Below are 18396 nucleotides of genomic sequence, written 5' to 3'. Positions count from 1 at the left end.
CTAAATAATAAAAACAACTTAAATTAAGTTTATAACGTATACATTTGTATAAATATATTTGAAAATGAAATCATTGAATTTAAAAATTAGCGCTTTAGGTATTTTAGCTTTTATTACTGCATCAAACTATTGTTTTGCACAACAAGGAAGTGTTGTTGTAAATCAAGATAAAAAAATAGCCACTTTGCTAGAGGTTAAAAAAGAAATGAATAAAAACGAGCCTGATGCCGATAGGTATAAAATCCAAATATATAACGGAAACAGATCTGGAGCCAATTCGGCTATAAGAGAATTTAACAACTCTTTTTCCGATTGGAATTCTACTGATATTTACGAACCACCAAACTTTAAGGTTTGGGTTGGAAATTTCAGAACACGGTTAGAAGCAGATAGGGCTTTGAATAAAATAAAAAATAAGTTTCCATCTGCCTTTATTTTTAAACCAATAAATAAAAAAAATTAAGTTCCAAAAAAGCTAAGTTCCATTACACAAACTATATTATTAAGCTGATTGTTTAGAATAAAAATTAATAGAATTTCTATTGTCAATAAACGAACATGCTTTACATATTTGATTTTTAGTGCCAATTGTTTTACTTATATAGACTGTAATCCAAAAATTGTGTAAGAATTGAAAATAGTAAATTTTTTCCAAAAACATACAAATGGGATTTTTATAAGCACTCACTTAAAGTTCTCTACCCAAAACTATAAATCATATATTAATATTGCACAATAGGAAATATAAAAAAAGCTGAACAAGGCGCTATCTTGTTCAGCTTTAATTTAAACATTTAATTCTTTTATAATAGGTGTTGCTTATTTTGAACTAGACAAAAATTTGAATACATACACATATTATATGAATCAATAGAACCCTTAGTTATGTTCTATTTTCAAGGTTTTCCAAAACGATTGCATCAACAGTACCAGAAATTGTTAAAGGATTACCTGTAGTATTATCTTCTTCAATATCCATGGTAAAAGAGTAAGTTATTCTATTAGTAGTATCATTAAAGCTATAGTTTGTAATACTAAAATTACTAACATCAGAGTTATTTGAACTATAATAATCGTAGAATTCAAAATACTTTAAATCTTCTGAAACTACTGAAAAACCCGCAAAACTGATTTGAAAATGAAAACTTTGAGTTTCTAATCCTGCATCCTGAACTTCTAATTGAGCATAAATAGAATTAGAATGTCCTGCATCAAAACTATTAAAAAATCTTGCCACCCCAAATACAATATCCGAGTCATCAAAATAGACATCGTTTCCACCATAATCACTAGGTAAAAACCTAAATTCTCGCTCCTGTGTAAAAGGAACATCATCAAACCTGGTTCCTGCTACATTTACTGTTACAGAACCGTAATTTACTAAATCATCAAAGCCCAAACCATTTTCTCCATTCTCTCCATTAATCCCAGGCTCTCCATTAATTCCATTCTCTCCATTAATTCCATCTGCACCATCTTCACAACTAGTAAGAAAAAGCCCTAAACAAGCAATTAAAATAGTTTTGCTAATAATTTTTAAATAATTTTTTTTCATAATTTAAGTTAAGTTTATAAAATATATCGCTTTTTTGGGACTAGACAAAAATTTGAATATATATTACATATTATATTAATAAATAGAACCGTTATTTATCTTGAATGTTCTCTAAAACGATTGCATTAACAGTACCAGAAACTGTTAAACTATTACCTGTAGTATTATCTTCTTCAATATCCATGGTAAAAGAGTAAGTTATTCTATTAGTAGTATCATTAAAGCTATAGTTTGTGATACTAAAATTCGTTACTCCAGGGTCATCAGATGTATATATGCTGTTTTCGTCGTCGAATATAAAATATTTTAAATCTTCTGAAACTACTGAAAAACCCCATAATTCGATTGCAAAAGAAAAGCTTTGAGTTTCTAACCCTGCATCCTTAACTTCTAATTGAGTTAATATAGAATTATTATAGTCTGCATCAGGAGTATTAAAAAATCGTCCTATTTCAAAATAAATATCCGAATTTCCAAAATAAACATCATTTTCATCATTGTCATTATTTATAAACCTGAATTCGTGCTCCTGCGTAAAAGCAACATCATCAGACCTTGTTCCTGCTACATTTACTGTTACAGAGCCGTATTTTGCTAATTCATTAAAGCCAACGCCATTCTCTCCATTAATTCCATTTTCTCCATCTATTCCCTGCTCTCCATTAATTCCATTCTCTCCATTAATTCCATCTTCACCTTCACAACTAATAAGAAAAACTCCTAAACAACTGACTAAAATAGTTTTACTAATAATTTTTAAATAATTTTTTTTCATAATTAAATTTGGTTTAATATTATTTATCTTTTTGGGTTAGATAAAATATAAATGCATATTATCTATAAAAGAATAGGACCGCTTTGTAGACGCTCCAAAACGATTACATTAACAGTACCAGACACTGTTAAATCGTTACCTGTAGCCACATCTTCTTCAATATCCATGGTAAAAGAGTAGGTTAGATTATTAGTAGTATCATTAAAGCTATAGTTTGTGATGCTAAAATTAGTTACATCAGAGTTTTCCGATGAATAATACCCCCACAATTGAAAATATTTTAAATCATCTGAAACTATTGAAAAACCATTAAATTCGATTTCAAAATAAAAGCTTTGAGTTTCTAATCCTGCATCCTCAACTCCTAAATAAGCATAAATAGAATTATTACTATCAGCATCAGGAGTATTAATAAATCGTGTGACATCGAATTCAATATCCGAATCTTCAAAAGAAACATCGTTTGAACCACTATAGTTGGGTATAAACCTAAATTCATGCTCCTGCGTAAAAGCTACATCATCAGGTCTTGTTCCTGCTACATTTATTGTTATAGAGCCGTACTTTACTAACTCATCAAAGCCAACACCATTCTCTCCATTAATTCCATTTTCTCCATCTATTCCTTGCTCTCCATTAATTCCATTTTCTCCATTAATTCCATCTTCACCTTCACAACTAATAAGAAAAACTCCTAAACAAGTGATTAAAATAGTTTTACTAATAATTTTTAAATAATTTTTTTTCATAATTAAATTTGGTTTAAGTTAATATTGAGGCGAATATATGTTTTCATTTAGAAGTATCAACATAAAAATCATTATAATTTTGCTTTTTGTCGATAAAATATTACTTTTTGTCGATAAAATAGATCAAAATACAAGTTCCAAGCATATTGGACATAGGATAAATTTTTGTAAAATTTAGAGCATAAATAGAAGATAATAGCGTCTTAAAACGTATTGAAATAAAATTATTTTTGTGGCACATAAACACCTTGAAAAACAAATTATATAGTAAAACACAAAATATGGTAATTAGATATTTATTACTTTTCTCTATTATTTGGTAACCTATAAATGTTCAGCCATCAGCCCTGAATTTATAACTGATAAAAACAAAGTAATATTTTAACCATTGAAAGCACCCATTCACCATCACTTATAAATATCCAGCTTCTAATTATAAATTACTAAAATCTGGCTTTCATGTTTTAAAGCTAGAAATAAATTAACTCCATAAAAAAAAGCGACCAATTGGTCGCTTTAATTTTTTATACATTTAATGATAATTATTTAAGTTTCTTCTTAACCTCAACTTCGTGGAAAGCCTCAATAATATCGCCTTCTTGAATATCGTTGTAGTTTTTAATTTGCATACCACAATCAAAACCTTTGGTTACTTCTTTAGCATCGTCTTTAAAGCGTTTTAAGGATGCTAATTCGCCTGTATAGACAACAACACCATCTCTAATTAAACGAACGCCAGAGCTTCTAAGAATTTTTCCATTTGTTACCATACAACCAGCAATACTACCAATTTTTGTAACTTTAAATATTTCCCTAATCTCTGCAGTACCCGTTATCTCTTCTTTAAATTCTGGAGATAACATACCTTCCATCGCATCTTTAAGATCGTTGATGGCATCGTATATAATAGAGTATGTTCTAATATCAATTTCTTCTTTATCAGCAATCATTCTAGCATTTCCAACTGGACGCACATTAAAGCCTATTATTATGGCGTCGGAAGCAGATGCTAATAACACATCACTTTCTGTAATAGCTCCAACCCCTTTATGCAGAATATTCACTTGAATTTCTTCAGTTGATAGTTTTTGGAACGAATCCGTTAATGCTTCCACAGAACCATCCACATCACCTTTAAGTATGATATTCAACTCTTGGAAATCACCAAGTGCAATTCGACGACCAATTTCATCTAAAGTAATATGACGTTGTGTTCTAACAGATTGTTCGCGTTGTAATTGTGCACGTTTTGAAGCAATTTGTTTGGCTTCACGCTCGTCTTCAAATACATTAAATTTATCACCCGCTTGTGGTGCACCATCTAAACCTAATATGGATACTGGGGTTGATGGACCTGCTGCAACAACATTATTACCACGTTCATCGTGCATCGCTTTAACCTTACCACTATTTTTACCAGCCAATACATAATCTCCTACTTTAAGAGTTCCTGCCTGTACCAAAATAGTTGAAATGTATCCACGCCCTTTATCTAAAAACGCTTCAACAACAGTACCTAATGCTCGTTTATTTGGATTTGCTTTTAACTCTAATAATTCGGCTTCCAGCAATACTTTTTCTAATAGTTCTTTTACGCCTGTACCAACTTTTGCAGAAATATCATGTGATTGAATTTTACCTCCCCAATCTTCAACTAATAAATTCATTTGTGCTAATCCTTCCTTAATTTTTTCAGGATTGGCAGCTGGTTTATCAATTTTGTTAATGGCAAAAACAATAGGAACTCCTGCAGCTTGTGCGTGTGCAATAGCCTCTTTTGTTTGTGGCATGATATCATCATCTGCAGCTGCTACAATAATGGCTATATCGGTTACTTGAGCTCCACGAGCACGCATAGCTGTAAAGGCTTCGTGACCCGGGGTATCTAGGAATGCTATTTTTTGGCCACTCTCTAATTCCACTCCGTAGGCTCCAATATGTTGTGTAATACCACCAGATTCTCCCGCTATTACATTTTCTTTACGAATATAATCTAAAAGCGATGTTTTACCATGATCTACGTGACCCATTACAGTTACAATGGGAGCTCTTGGTATTAAATCTTCTTCTTTATCTTCAATAACTTCTATAGACTCTTCAATATCGGCAGTAACGAATTCTACTTCGTATCCAAATTCTTCAGCAACAATAGATAAGGTTTCAGCATCTAAACGCTGATTCATGGTTACCATCATACCAAGCGACATACACGCCGAAATAATTTGAGTAACTTGTACATCCATCATCGTTGCAACTTCACTAGCCGTTACAAATTCAGTAACTTTAAGAATTTTACTTTCTGCTGCTTCTTGCTCTAAATTTCTTTCAGTTTGGTCTCTATGCTGATCTCTTTTATCTCGTCTATATTTAGCACCTTTACCTTTAGAAGACTTACCTTGAAGTTTCTCTAAAGTTTCACGTACTTGTTTCTTAACATCCTCATCACTAGGATCTTCTTTAACAATAGGACGTCTTGCTTGCCCAGGTTTCCCCTTAAAACGATCATTACCAGGTCTATTAGGAGCGCCGCCACCTCTGTTGTCACCACTTTGCTGTGGACCTCCAACTTTACTAATACGTCTACGTTTTTTCTTATTAGCTAAAGCTCCTGCATCACCAGGTTTTGCGTCGGTTTTTTTATCTTCCTTCTTTTTCTTAGGCTTATTAAACTGAGATAAGTCAATTTTATCGCCCGCTATTTTAGGCCCAGTAAGTTTTTGATATTTGGTTGTAACCTTTTCATCGGGGACTACTTCACCCTCCGAGTTAAGTATCGTATCCTTTTTAACTTCAACCGGTTTTTCAGGTTCCGGTGCTTGTTCTTGTTTGGGTTTTGAAGTTTCAGTCTTAACCTCCTTCTTCACCTCATCAATAACTTGAGGTTTTAACTCTTCCTCCTTAATAGGCTCTTTTTCAACAACCTTTTCTTCTACTTTATCTTTAGAGACCTCAACCTTTTTTTCTTCTTGCTTTGCTACAACAGGAGTTTCCTCAGACTTCTTATTAGGCTCTAAATCAATTTTTCCAACCTGCTTTGGTCCTGAAATTGGTTTAGAAGCTTTAATAATTTCTTCTTTTCTGGCTGCCTCCTTTTGTTTTTCTACAAGTTCACGTTCGCGTTGCTCACGCAACACTTCTTTCTCTTTTAATTTTGCTTCACCAACTTCTTTGGATGCTACTTTTTTATTAGCATCTGTTTGAAATTCGTTTGAAAGAATTACGTGTACCTCTTCTGATATTTTAGTATTCGGACTCTTTTCAATATCAACCCCTTTTGATTCCAAAAAATCAACTGCGCGGTCAATAGAAATATTGAGTTCACGTAATACTTTATTTAATCTAATTGTGTCAGCCATAAATTGCCTTTAAAATACTCAAATATATGTTATTCTTCAAATTCTTCTCTAAGAATTCTAATAACGTCTTTAATTGTTTCTTCTTCTAAGTCGGTTCTTTTTACTAAATCGTTTACATCTTGCTCTAAAATACTTTTTGCAGTATCTAATCCAGCTTTACTAAACTCTTCAATAACCCAACCTTCTATTTCGTCAGAGAATTCTCTTAACTCTACATCTTCTTCAGCACCTTCTCTAAACACATCTATTTCATAGCCCGTTAATTGACCTGCCAAACGAATGTTATGACCACCTCTACCGATAGCTTTACTTACTTCTTCTGGTTTCAAAATAACCTCAGCACGTTTCGTTTCTTCATTAATTTTTACTGAAGTTACTCTTGCTGGGCTTAACGCTCTTGTAATATATAATTGTAAATTATTTGTATAATTAATTACATCAATATTTTCATTACCTAATTCACGTACAATACCATGAATTCTAGAACCTTTCATACCCACACAGGCTCCAACAGGATCAATTCTATCATCATACGAATCTACCGCTACTTTCGCTTTTTCTCCAGGTATTCTAACGACATTTTTAATAGTGATTAAACCATCAAAAACCTCTGGTATTTCTTGTTCAAAAAGTTTTTCTAAGAATGCAGGAGAGGTTCTAGACATAATAATGGTTGGTTTAGCCCCTTTTAGCTCTACACTATCAACAACACCTCTTACATTATCACCTTTTCTAAAGAAATCCGAAGGGATTTGTTTTTCTTTTGGAAGCACAATTTCATTACCTTCATCATCTAATAAAATAACTGCTCTATGACGAATATGATGTACTTCTGCTGTATAAATTTCACCGATTAAATCTTTAAACTGTTTAAAAACGATGGTGTTATCATGCTCATGAATTTTAGAAATTAGATTTTGTCTTAATGCTAAAATAGCACGTCTTCCTAAATGAATAAGCTTAACTTCTTCCGAAACTTCTTCTCCTACTTCAAAATCTGGCTCGATTTTACGCGCTTCAGATAATGAAACTTCTTGATTAGGCTCTTCAACTTCACCATCTGCAACAACCACTCTATTTCTCCAAATTTCTAAATCACCTTTATCAGGGTTTACAATAATATCGAAATTATCATCGTCACCATATTTCTTTTTTAGCGCACTTCTAAATACATCCTCTAAAATCGCCATTAACGTTACCCTGTCAATTAGCTTATCGTCTTTGAATTCTGAAAAAGATTCTATTAACGCGATATTCTCCATAACTCTTATTGAATTAAAATTTAATCATAACTTTTGCTTCTACAATATCTTCGTAAGCGATATCCGCTTGCTTTTTTACAGTTACTTTACCTTTACCTACAGGCTTTGGCTCTCTAACTTTCCACTCTAATGTAATATTTGTGTCGGTTGCTTTTGCAAGTACGCCTTCAAACTTTTCTGAAACCGTTCTTACCGTTAGCTCTCTTTTCAAATTTTTACTATACTGTCTTTTATTTATTAAAGGTGCCGTAGCTCCTGCTGACATCACCTCTAAAGAAAAATCGTGTTCTTCTCTATCTAGATTATGTTCGATAGCTCTGCTAATAAACATACAATCTTCAACTAATACACCATTATCACCATCAACTACAATATTAATGTGATTATCTCCTTGAATTGAAAAATCAATTAAAAACAAGTCTGGCCGTTCTGTTAACGCAGTATCTAGTAAATTTTTAACGGTATTTTTAAACATTTTTTTTATGAAAAGAGGGGACTTTCCGTCCCCTCTTTCTTTAGTTTTAGCCTTTCAACGGTGCAAATATATAATATTTTATTGATTTTTAAAGGAATATTTCATAAATTTAGATACATCTTACTTATAAAATTATGAAAAAAATACTTGTCCCCACCGACTTTTCTACCCAAGCTGAAAATGCCTTAAAGGTAGCAGCGCAATTAGCTAAAAAACATGATTGTGAAATTTATTTATTACATATTCTTGAAGTACCACTACACACTGTAGATGCTTTAAGCACATATAATGACTTACCTGAAGCGATGTTTTTTATGAAACTGGCGCATAAGCGGTTTGAGGAATTAAAAACAAAAGACTATTTAAAAGACTTAGTAATACATGAACATGTAGAGTTTCATGAAATATTTAAAGGTGTTTTTCAGGTTTGCAAAAAACAGCAAATTGATTTAGTTGTAATGGGCTCTAACGGTGCAAGTGGTCTAAAAGAAATGCTTATTGGAAGTAATACCGAAAAAGTAGTCCGCACTTCCGCAACCCCCGTTCTGGTCGTAAAAAAAGAACACCAATCATTCCAAACAAAAGACTTTGTTTTTGCTTCTGATTTTAACGAAGAAAGCAAAATTTCTTTTGAAAAAGCCATTGAATTTGCTAACATTTTAGGTTCTAAAACACACTTACTCATGGTGAATACACCTAACCACTTTATTACATCTAACGATGCGCACAGTAGAATACAGAATTTTATAAAAGATGTTAAAATGCCAAATTATTCAATTAACATTTTTAATGATGTTACTGTTGAAACGGGCATTATGAATTTTTCGCAATCTATTAATGCCGATTTTATTGGCATGAGTACTCATGGCAGACGAGGTATTTCTCATTTCTTCAACGGAAGCATTAGTGAAGATTTGGTAAACCATGCAAAAAGGCCTGTAATTACATTTAAGATCTAACTTCTTAAACGGTAAAAAACAAAAAAGTCTTTCAGTTTTACTGAAAGACTTTTTGTTGGCCTACTAGGGCTCGAACCTAGACTCTTTGGTACCAAAAACCAACGTGTTGCCAGTTACACCATAGGCCAATGTGCAATTGAGGCTGCAAATTTAATATAAAATTTTATCTGCGCAAGCATTTTTAAAAAAAAATAATAATCAATCCTTAACGTTTACTTAAAAACACACTAAATACCATATTTATTATTAAATTCGCCATAGATTTTGAACGTTCTAAGGTTTAAAGTTCTAAGTTAAGAACTGAAAATTTGGGGTTTAAAATACAGATACTTAATTATTTCGATTAATTGCTAACTACAATTTCATAATATGACCAATTTTAATTTTAAAAAATGGAATACCATTTTAGGATGGTTTACTTTTTTAATAGCTCTTTTTACATATGGCTTAACAGTAGAACCTACTGTAAGTTTCTGGGATGCTGGAGAATACATTTTAACTTCGGCTAAATTACAAGTAGGACACCCACCTGGAGCCCCTCTTTTTCAAATGCTTGGTGCATTTTTCTCTATGTTTGCTTTAGAACCTTCACAAGTTGGTTTTATGATGAATATGATGAGTGCTGTGTCTAGTGCATTTACTATCCTGTTTATGTTTTGGACTATTACACTTCTTTTAAAAAAATTGGTTGGTCACAAAAATGACATCACTAAAGATAAAGCAATTGCTATTTTAGGGAGTGGTGTTGTTGGTAGTTTGGCTTTTACATTTACCGATTCGTTTTGGTTTAATGCTGTAGAAACTGAAGTATACGCCATGGCCACATTAATTATGGCAGTTATGTTTTGGCTTGGATTACGTTGGGAACAAGACATGCACAAACCCCGCGGTAACCGTTGGCTTATTTTAATTGCTTTTATTATTGGACTTTCTTTTGGTGTTCACTTTATGGGATTATTAACAATTCCTGCTATTGGACTTATATATTACTTTAAGAACTACAAAACCATTACTGTTAAGAACTTTATTGTTGCTAATGTAGTTTCTGTAGCTATATTATTATTCATATTTAAATTATTGGCACCTAATATTCTTAAAATATTTAGTGTTTTCGAGATTTTCTTTGTCAATTCTATTGGTCTTCCTTTCAATTCAGGATCTATTATTGCTGCCATTCTTTTAATAGCTGTTATTTATTATAGCTTAAATTATACCCGTAAAAAAGGTATGGTACATATTAACACGGGCATCTTATGCGTTACCTTTATTATAATTGGGTTTTCAACATGGCTAATGCTTCCTATACGTGCTAATGCCAATGTGGTTGTGAACGAAAACAACCCATCAAGCGCTAGAGAATTATTAGCCTATTATAATTTAGAGCAGTATCCTGAAACGCACTTATTTTACGGACCTCAGTTCACCGACCAGTATGCTTATTTAGATGAAAACAACCCCTATATAGACGACAAACCTAAATACGAAAAAGATGAAGCTAAAGGGGAATATGTGGTTGTAAACAATTATAAAAACGCAAAACAAAACTATAACCATAAACAGGCATCCATTCTTCCACGTATGTGGAGTGCTGAACATGCCGAAAATTACATGATGTTTTCTGGCTTTCTAGATTTCAAACTAAAGCCAGAATACCAAATGGAGAACGAATTACGAACCACCATTACTAATTTCAAAAGTGAAGTTGCCAAAGGTTCTGTAGATTATGAAGATTACAACAACTTCTTAAAACGTTTTAAAAATTACATTGATATTGAAAAACCCTCTCTAGCTAGTAATGTTAAATACATGTTTGAATACCAGTTAGGCTATATGTATTGGCGTTACTTTATGTGGAATTTTTCAGGAAGACAAGATGATATTCAAGGAAAATATGATAATCACGGAAATTGGATAACCGGGATAAAACCACTAGATGAAGCACTTTTAGGCCTATCTCAAGACAATTTACCTAGCGATGTAAAAAACAACAAAGGAAGAAACACTTATTATCTGTTACCATTAATTTTAGGATTGCTAGGTTTCTTCTTTTTATTCAATAGTAATAAAAATGTTTTTTGGATTTTATTAGTGTTTTTCCTTTTCACAGGAATTGCCATACAAGTATATACAAACGTGCGCCCATTTGAACCACGTGAACGCGATTACTCGTTAGTAGGCTCATTTTATGTTTTTGCCATCTGGATTGGTTTTGGGGTATATGCATTATTTGATACTTTAAAAAAATACATGTCTCCAAAAATTTTAGCACCCGTATTATCCATAATCTGTTTAATATTAGTTCCTGGTATTTTAGCAGCTAATAACTGGGATGATCATGATCGTTCAGACAAATACACGGCCAGGTCTATGGCTAAAATGTATTTAGATTCGTGCGATGAAAACGGTATTTTATTTACTATTGGTGATAATGATACGTTTGCGCTATGGTATGCTCAAGAAATTGAAGGCTATAGAACCGATGTTCGCGTGGTAAATACTAGTTTATTTCAAACCGATTGGTATATAGACCAAATGAAGCGTAAAGCGTATGAAAGCGACCCAATACCATCACAACTAACACACGATTTGTATAAGTATGGTACTAATGACTATATCATTATAGAACCTGTTGTAAAAGATACTTTACAAATAAAACAATTTTTAGATTTTATTGCTAGTAATAATCCTAAAACCAAGTATAAATACATTTTAGAACAAAAAGGCGTAGATCTTACACAAGTTAGACAGCAAGATTTAACAGCTAGCTATTTACCAACCGAGTTTTTAAGAATTCCTGTAAACAAAGAAAACGCTTTAAAATCGGGTATTGTTAGCTCTAAGGACGCCGATAAAATGGTGCCTCATATTGATATAAAAATAAGTGGAGGTGCTCTATACAAAAACAGGTTATTGATGCTTGATATTGTTGCCAATAACGACTGGAAACGTCCTATTTATTTTACTGGCGGTAGCTTTGGCGACGATGATTATATCTGGATGAAAGACTACTTACAATTAGATGGGATGTGTTATAAATTAGTGCCTATAAAAACATCTATTGACAGAGCAAATCCTTTTGATATGGGACGTGTAGATAGTGACCTCATGTACAAAAAAGTTAAAAAATGGGATTGGGGAAATAGTGGCAGCCCTGATATTTATCACGACCCAGAAACACGTAAAAATTCTATTTCTTACAGAGGTAATTTAGCTCGATTAATTGAACAATTACTTACTGAAAAAAAACTAGATAAAGCTGAGGAAATTGCAGACATTGCCATGACAAACATGCCTGTTGAATATTTTGGATACTACACCCTTTTAGAGCCTTATATTAGCGCTTACTATGAAGTAGGTAATAAAGAAAAAGCGCAAAAATTATTTAAAGAGGTTGCTAATAAATACCAAGAAAATCTAACCTATTATAGCACATTAAAAACGGCTAATCAAGAACGATTATTCGAAGATATCTACACTGATATTGAACGCTATAAAGGTTTAATAAACGTTTTAGTGAAATATGACGTTGACTTTGCAGAATCGGAAGGTGATATTTTTAATGACTATTTAATGCTATTTAAACACTTTTACGGTGGCCAATCTCAAGAACGAGATGCTACTCCAACAACAGAAATAGATTTACCTACTAGCGATAGTGGTATTGATTTAACCACCGAGTAAACCATGGCCTTAACGCCAATAAAATCACCATTAGTTATAAAAAAGATGTTCCCAAACTATGTTTGGGACATCGCAACTAATGAGAAAGTTTTATATCTTACTTTTGATGATGGGCCCACACCCGAAATTACCAATTGGACACTCACTACTTTAAAAAAATTCAATGCCAAAGCTACTTTTTTTTGCATTGGAAACAATATTGAAAAACACCCTGAAATTTTCCAAAATATTTTAGCGAATGAACATGCCATTGGTAACCACACGCATAATCATATTAAAGGCTGGAAAACAACATCTAAGAATTATTTGGATAATATTGCTATAGCAAATAAAGTTATGAATTATGAGTTAAAAATAGAGAGTGGCGAAAAACTTTTTAGACCCCCATACGGCCAAATTACACCCAAGCAGGGTAAAGGACTTTTAGAACTGGGTTATAAAATTATTATGTGGGATGTTCTTTCTTTTGATTGGGAAAAAAATGTAACTCCAGAAAACTGCTTAAAAAATGTTACTTCAAAAGCAACGAATGGCAGTATTATAGTATTTCATGATAGCGTAAAAGCTTCAAAAAACATGCAATTTGCATTGCCTAAAGTGTTAGAATATTATAGTGAGCGAGGTTTCAAGTTTAAATCTATATTTTGAGTTGTAATATTTATGAGTTAAGCTAAACGTTCCAAGTTTTTTAATAGTAATTTGCTTTTGCGTTAGGGATAGAAGTGGAAAGCCCACAGCGAGGTACGAGCGAGGACTTGTAGCGTATAGCCCGACCTTTGGGAACGCCCAAAATATAAATGATTACTTCCTTTACTGAAGTTTAAACGTATTTTTGAATGATACCAATAAGTGTATTAGCATCTTGCTCTCCACTTTGACGCCACTTCATTTTACCATCTTTATATATAATTAATGTTGGAAGGGCTTTTACACGTAGTGCATCAGCGAGTTCTTCGTTTTTTTCAACATCAATTTTAATCACTTTAGCCTTATCTCCAAGTGCAGCGGCCACATCTCTTAAAACGGCATGCATTGTTGTAGATTGATCATTCCAATCTGTAAAAAATTCTAACAATACAGGAATTTCTACATCAATTAGTTCCCCAAATTTTGACATACTCTATTGTTTATTAGTCAAATGTACTTATACAAACCTACGCAATTTTTCGAAAATATCAATAAACACGCTGTTTATAATGAATTATTATAAATTTTAAGCAACTATTTTATACAAAACATTAAGTATTGCTTATTCCTTTTTTAAGCTCAATAACTGTAATTTCTGGCCATATCCCAACACGCCCTGGAAATGCTAAATACCCAAACCCTCTATTTACATTAATATACTGACCCATTTCTTTATAAATTCCAGCCCAATATTTATAGCGCCACTTTGCAGGACTCCACTTAAACCAACCGGGTATTTCAATTCCAAACTGCATCCCGTGTGTATGCCCGCTTAATGTTAAATGATAATGATACTCATCTTGGATCACTTTCTTTTCCCAATGTGTTGGATCGTGACTCATTAAAACTTTGAAATCGTTCGCTTGTATGTTTTGGGAAGCTTTCTTTAGATCTCCTGCTTGTTTAAACCCACCAGTTCCCCAATTTTCTACACCAACCAGAGCAATACGCTCTCCATTTTTTTCTAAGAAACGACTTTCGTTTAATAATAAATCAAAACCAATTTGCTTTTGAATGGTTTTTAAATCTTCTAGGTTTTGATGCTTAGCTGTTTCGGAATCCCAAGCAGCATAATCGCCATAATCATGGTTTCCTAAAATAGAAAACTTGCCGTCTTTAGCTTCTAATTTATTAAAAACATCTAGATAAGGAAGCATTTCTTCAGCTTTATTATTTACCATATCGCCCGTAAAAACGATTACATCACTTTGCTGTTCATTAACTAAACCAACAGCATATTTAACTTTTTCAATATCATCAAAACTCCCCGAATGGATATCGCTTAACTGAGTTATTTTATACCCATCAAAGGCTGAAGGCAAATCTTCAAAAGTTAAGGTATATTTTAAAACTTTAAAATTATACTTGCCTTTATAAATACCGTAAATTATAGAGGCCAGTGGAATCGCAGCAATACCTAAAGCCATTTTACTAATAAACTGCCTGCGCGATGCAAAATAGTTTCCTTTAGCAACATCTCCTTCCGTAAAATAACGATAAATAGCTTGTGGCACTCTAAAAACATCTTCAGTAAACATACCTATAAAAAGAATCATTTTAGGAATTAAAATAGCTATAAAAAACCCGAATGCATATGCGTGAGCATGAGAAAAACCATCCCTTCTATTAAAACCATAGTAATTAAAAATAAAATTTCCAACAACTAATATAGAGATAAGCCAATACGATAGGTGAAACCAGTTATTTTTTGAGACGGTTTTAAATGCTTGAAATGCATATAAATCGAGAATAACATAAATAATGAGGAGAATAATCCAGCGAAGCATAAATATTAAATTAATTTGTAAAGTTACTCATTTCGTATTCTGATTTTCTTAGGAAACTGTTAAACGTTTAATTGAATACACTCAAAATTCAATATTTTTGTTTTTTAATTCATCAATCATAATCTCCCAAACCATAAATCAAAAATACTTTTCGTAGTTTTGAGTTTTCATAAAAACAAACTTCATGTCCGACCAAAAACGCCTTTTTTTAGTTGATGCTTACGCTCTTATTTTTCGTGGTTATTATGCCTTTATAAAAAACCCACGAATCAATTCTAAAGGCGAAGATACTTCTGCTATCATGGGTTTTATGAACTCATTATTGGATGTTATCAAGCGTGAACGTCCCGACCATTTGGCGGTTTGTTTTGATAAAGGTGGAAGTGCCGACCGCGTGGAAATGTATGAGGCCTACAAAGCGAATAGAGACGAAACACCTGAAGGCATCAAAACAGCCATTCCGCATATTTGCGAAATTCTTAAAGCCATGCATATTCCTATCATGGTAAAGGAAGGTTACGAAGCTGATGATGTTATTGGCACCCTATCCAGACAGGCAGAAAAAGAAGGATACAAAACCTATATGGTAACGCCCGATAAAGATTTTGCACAGTTGGTTACCGAAAATATTTTTATGTACCGACCCGTTTTTGGTGGTGGTTACGAAACTTGGGGCATTCCTGAAGTTCAGAAAAAATTTGAGGTCACAGACCCCATGCAAGTTATTGACTTTTTAGGAATGATGGGCGATGCTAGTGATAATATTCCTGGACTTCCAGGAGTCGGAGAAAAAACGGCTAAGAAATTATTAGCCCAATATGGAAGCATGGAAAACCTTTTAGCTAACACACATGAGCTGAAAGGTAAAATGAAAGAGAAAATTGAAGCAAGCAAAGAATTAGGAATGCTTTCCAAAAAACTGGCAACCATTATGTTGGATGTTCCAGTTACTTTTAATGCTAAAGATTTTGAATTAGACCAACCTGATATTCCAAAAGTTACCGAAATTTTTCAAGAGCTAGAATTCAGACAATTGCTTTCAAATTTTGAAAAAACGTTTGCTCTAGAAGCCACTTCAACTGAAACGACATCCAATAAAACGGAAATAAAATCAACTCCAAAAGAAACAGCTTCAGCAGGTGCTGGACAGTTTTCATTGTTTGGTGGCGATATTTCTACTTCAAAAGAAACCGAAACCGTTTCAGAATTTACCAGAAACACCACAGAAACGAGTTCACATTTTTACCAAAGTGTAGCTTCGGGTATGGCAACAAAACTTTTCATTAAAAACTTAATGGCACAAAATAGTGTTTGTTTTGATACTGAAACTACGGGGTTAAATCCTATAACAGCGGAATTGGTAGGTATTGCTTTTTCTTGGGAAGTTGGTAAAGGCTTTTATTTACCATTCCCTGAAGACAAAAACGAAGCTCAAGAGCTTATCGAACTACTACGCCCTTTTTTTGAAAGCGAAACCATTGAAAAAATTGGTCAGAATTTAAAATACGATATCAAAGTTTTAGCTAAATATAAGGTTGAAGTTAAAGGCAAATTGTTCGACACCATGTTGGCACATTATTTAATCAATCCCGATATGCGTCATAATATGGATATATTGGCTGAAACTTATTTGAACTACACGCCTATTTCTATTGAAGAATTGATAGGTAAAAAAGGCAAAAATCAACTTTCAATGCGCGATGTTGCATTGGATAAACAAACAGAATATGCGGTTGAAGATGCTGACATTACACTTCAACTTAAAGAGCATTTTGAAAAAGAATTGGGAGCTGCTAATACACAAAAACTATTTGATGATATTGAAGTACCATTACTGCGTGTTCTTGCAGCTATGGAATTGGAAGGTATTAATTTGAATGAAACTTTTTTAAATTCTCTATCGGAACAACTAAATAGCGACATAAAATCTTTAGAAACAAAAATTTATGCTGAAGCTGGTGAGGAATTCAACATCGCATCACCAAAACAATTGGGTGATATTTTATTTGACAAACTAAAACTCGTTGATAAACCAAAGAAAACAAAAACGGGACAATACGCCACTGGCGAAGATATTTTAAGTTACTTGGCAAAAGACCACGATATTATTCAGCATATATTAGACTATAGAGGTTTAGCAAAATTAAAAAGCACTTATGTGGATGCACTACCAAATCAAGTAGAACCTTCAACAGGCCGTATACATACCGATTATATGCAAACCGTAGCTGCTACTGGGCGCTTAAGTAGTAACAACCCAAATTTACAGAACATTCCTATTCGTACAGAACGTGGACGTCAAGTGCGGAAAGCATTTATTCCGCGAAGCGAAGATTACATGTTGTTAGCTGCCGATTATTCTCAAATTGAACTTCGTATTATTGCTGCTTTAAGTAATGAAGAAACCATGATAAATGCGTTTAAAAATGGGGAAGATATTCATGCCAGTACTGCTTCTAAAGTATTCAATGTGCCTCTGGAAGAGGTTACTAGAGAACAACGTAGTAATGCTAAAACCGTGAATTTTGGTATTATTTATGGTGTTTCGGCTTTTGGTTTAAGTAATCAAACCGATTTAAGCAGAAGCGAATCCAAAGAATTGATAGACACTTATTACGCAACCTACCCGAAACTTAGAAACTATATAAGTGAACAAATAGATTTTGCACGCGAAAATGGTTATGTTCAAACCGTTTTGGGAAGACGTCGCTATTTAAACGACATCAATTCCAGAAACGCCGTAGTGCGTGGCGCTGCTGAACGTAATGCTGTAAACGCCCCCATACAAGGAAGTGCAGCAGATATTATTAAATTAGCAATGATTAATATTTTCAAGAAACTTTCTACGGGAAACTTTAAAACCAAAATGCTTTTGCAAGTACATGATGAGTTGGTTTTTGATGTTTACAAACCAGAATTGGAAGCCATCAAAACCCTTGTAAAAACTGAAATGGAAAATGCTTATAAATTAGAAGTGCCTTTAGATGTTGAGTTGGGTGTTGGACATGATTGGTTAGAGGCGCATTAAAAATAGAAGATAAACATTGTTAAAAATCTAGAAGCTTCACAATACAGGACAACTATTAACAGTAATCCATCAAGTACTTTAG

At 33.0% G+C, this 18396-nt stretch carries 13 protein-coding genes and 1 tRNA gene; 5 read left to right on the top strand and 9 right to left on the bottom strand.

Translation table 11 applies throughout. From position 1 onward, the window contains the following. The first annotated feature begins 64 nt into the window (after positions 1-64). Positions 65-463, top strand: a complete 399-nt coding sequence (locus QLS71_RS08770) for an SPOR domain-containing protein (RefSeq protein WP_308993102.1) — start codon at positions 65-67, stop codon at positions 461-463. A 420-nt stretch (positions 464-883) separates the two neighbouring features. On the opposite strand, the gene QLS71_RS08765 is transcribed toward QLS71_RS08770, so the two are convergent. The 6 genes from QLS71_RS08765 to rimP form a co-directional block, all read right to left on the bottom strand. After that, on the bottom strand, positions 884-1555 hold the full coding sequence (locus QLS71_RS08765; RefSeq protein ID WP_308993103.1) for a hypothetical protein: 672 nt from the start codon (positions 1553-1555) through the stop codon (positions 884-886). A 91-nt stretch (positions 1556-1646) separates the two neighbouring features. Further along, on the bottom strand, positions 1647-2330 hold the full coding sequence (locus QLS71_RS08760) for a hypothetical protein (RefSeq protein ID WP_308993104.1): 684 nt from the start codon (positions 2328-2330) through the stop codon (positions 1647-1649). Between the two features lie 62 nt (positions 2331-2392). Continuing rightward, positions 2393-3079, bottom strand: a complete 687-nt coding sequence (locus QLS71_RS08755; protein WP_308993105.1) for a hypothetical protein — start codon at positions 3077-3079, stop codon at positions 2393-2395. A gap of 542 nt (positions 3080-3621) precedes the next feature. Next, positions 3622-6435, bottom strand: a complete 2814-nt coding sequence (gene infB / locus QLS71_RS08750; protein ID WP_308993106.1) for a translation initiation factor IF-2 — start codon at positions 6433-6435, stop codon at positions 3622-3624. Between the two features lie 29 nt (positions 6436-6464). Further along, positions 6465-7697, bottom strand: coding sequence for a transcription termination factor NusA (gene nusA, locus QLS71_RS08745; protein ID WP_308993107.1), 1233 nt, complete (start codon positions 7695-7697; stop codon positions 6465-6467). 13 nt (positions 7698-7710) lie between these two features. Further along, a complete protein-coding gene (rimP, locus tag QLS71_RS08740) occupies positions 7711-8172 on the bottom strand; it encodes a ribosome assembly cofactor RimP (protein ID WP_308993108.1) in 462 nt (153 codons plus the stop codon). Positions 8173-8306: 134 nt separating this feature from the next. Here rimP and QLS71_RS08735 point away from each other — a divergent pair, with 134 nt between their 5' ends. Further along, positions 8307-9131, top strand: a complete 825-nt coding sequence (locus QLS71_RS08735) for a universal stress protein (protein WP_308993109.1) — start codon at positions 8307-8309, stop codon at positions 9129-9131. 55 nt (positions 9132-9186) lie between these two features. Here the strand turns inward: QLS71_RS08735 and QLS71_RS08730 are convergent. Continuing rightward, positions 9187-9259, bottom strand: a tRNA-Gln gene (locus tag QLS71_RS08730). A gap of 241 nt (positions 9260-9500) precedes the next feature. Between QLS71_RS08730 and QLS71_RS08725 the strand changes: the two genes are divergently transcribed. After that, positions 9501-12812 (top strand): DUF2723 domain-containing protein, encoded by a 3312-nt coding sequence (locus QLS71_RS08725; protein ID WP_308993110.1) that lies wholly within the window; start codon positions 9501-9503, stop codon positions 12810-12812. Between the two features lie 45 nt (positions 12813-12857). Continuing rightward, positions 12858-13460: a polysaccharide deacetylase family protein gene (locus QLS71_RS08720; RefSeq protein ID WP_348636618.1), complete on the top strand. Its 603-nt coding sequence runs from the start codon at positions 12858-12860 to the stop codon at positions 13458-13460. A 172-nt stretch (positions 13461-13632) separates the two neighbouring features. Here QLS71_RS08720 and QLS71_RS08715 read toward each other — a convergent pair whose 3' ends face one another. Together QLS71_RS08715 and QLS71_RS08710 are read right to left on the bottom strand one after the other, a co-directional pair. Continuing rightward, on the bottom strand, positions 13633-13929 hold the full coding sequence (locus QLS71_RS08715) for a thioredoxin family protein (RefSeq protein ID WP_308993112.1): 297 nt from the start codon (positions 13927-13929) through the stop codon (positions 13633-13635). Between the two features lie 121 nt (positions 13930-14050). Further along, positions 14051-15286, bottom strand: a complete 1236-nt coding sequence (locus QLS71_RS08710) for a metallophosphoesterase (RefSeq protein WP_308993113.1) — start codon at positions 15284-15286, stop codon at positions 14051-14053. A gap of 184 nt (positions 15287-15470) precedes the next feature. On the opposite strand from QLS71_RS08710, the gene polA reads away from it, so the two are divergent. Next, entirely contained in the window at positions 15471-18314 is a 2844-nt protein-coding gene (polA, locus tag QLS71_RS08705; RefSeq protein ID WP_308993114.1) for a DNA polymerase I, read from the top strand. The last annotated feature ends 82 nt before the right edge of the window (positions 18315-18396 follow it).

The sequence above is a fragment of the Mariniflexile litorale genome, from assembly GCF_031128465.2.
Classification (GTDB): domain Bacteria; phylum Bacteroidota; class Bacteroidia; order Flavobacteriales; family Flavobacteriaceae; genus Mariniflexile; species Mariniflexile litorale.
The sequence above is the reverse complement of the archived record's forward strand: the minus strand, read 5'-3'. Positions and strand labels throughout refer to the sequence as shown.

Excerpts from the sequence above, each read along its gene's own strand:
- QLS71_RS08755 (WP_308993105.1), bottom strand. The coding sequence starts at position 3,079 with ATGAAAAAAAATTATTTAAAAATTATTAGTAAAACTATTTTAATCACT.
- QLS71_RS08770 (WP_308993102.1), top strand. The coding sequence starts at position 65 with ATGAAATCATTGAATTTAAAAATTAGCGCTTTAGGTATTTTAGCTTTT.
- QLS71_RS08720 (WP_348636618.1), top strand. The coding sequence starts at position 12,858 with ATGTTCCCAAACTATGTTTGGGACATCGCAACTAATGAGAAAGTTTTA.
- QLS71_RS08725 (WP_308993110.1), top strand. The coding sequence starts at position 9,501 with ATGACCAATTTTAATTTTAAAAAATGGAATACCATTTTAGGATGGTTT.
- QLS71_RS08760 (WP_308993104.1), bottom strand. The coding sequence starts at position 2,330 with ATGAAAAAAAATTATTTAAAAATTATTAGTAAAACTATTTTAGTCAGT.
- rimP (WP_308993108.1), bottom strand. The coding sequence starts at position 8,172 with ATGTTTAAAAATACCGTTAAAAATTTACTAGATACTGCGTTAACAGAA.
- infB (WP_308993106.1), bottom strand. The coding sequence starts at position 6,435 with ATGGCTGACACAATTAGATTAAATAAAGTATTACGTGAACTCAATATT.
- QLS71_RS08715 (WP_308993112.1), bottom strand. The coding sequence starts at position 13,929 with ATGTCAAAATTTGGGGAACTAATTGATGTAGAAATTCCTGTATTGTTA.
- polA (WP_308993114.1), top strand. The coding sequence starts at position 15,471 with ATGTCCGACCAAAAACGCCTTTTTTTAGTTGATGCTTACGCTCTTATT.
- nusA (WP_308993107.1), bottom strand. The coding sequence starts at position 7,697 with ATGGAGAATATCGCGTTAATAGAATCTTTTTCAGAATTCAAAGACGAT.
- QLS71_RS08710 (WP_308993113.1), bottom strand. The coding sequence starts at position 15,286 with ATGCTTCGCTGGATTATTCTCCTCATTATTTATGTTATTCTCGATTTA.
- QLS71_RS08735 (WP_308993109.1), top strand. The coding sequence starts at position 8,307 with ATGAAAAAAATACTTGTCCCCACCGACTTTTCTACCCAAGCTGAAAAT.
- QLS71_RS08765 (WP_308993103.1), bottom strand. The coding sequence starts at position 1,555 with ATGAAAAAAAATTATTTAAAAATTATTAGCAAAACTATTTTAATTGCT.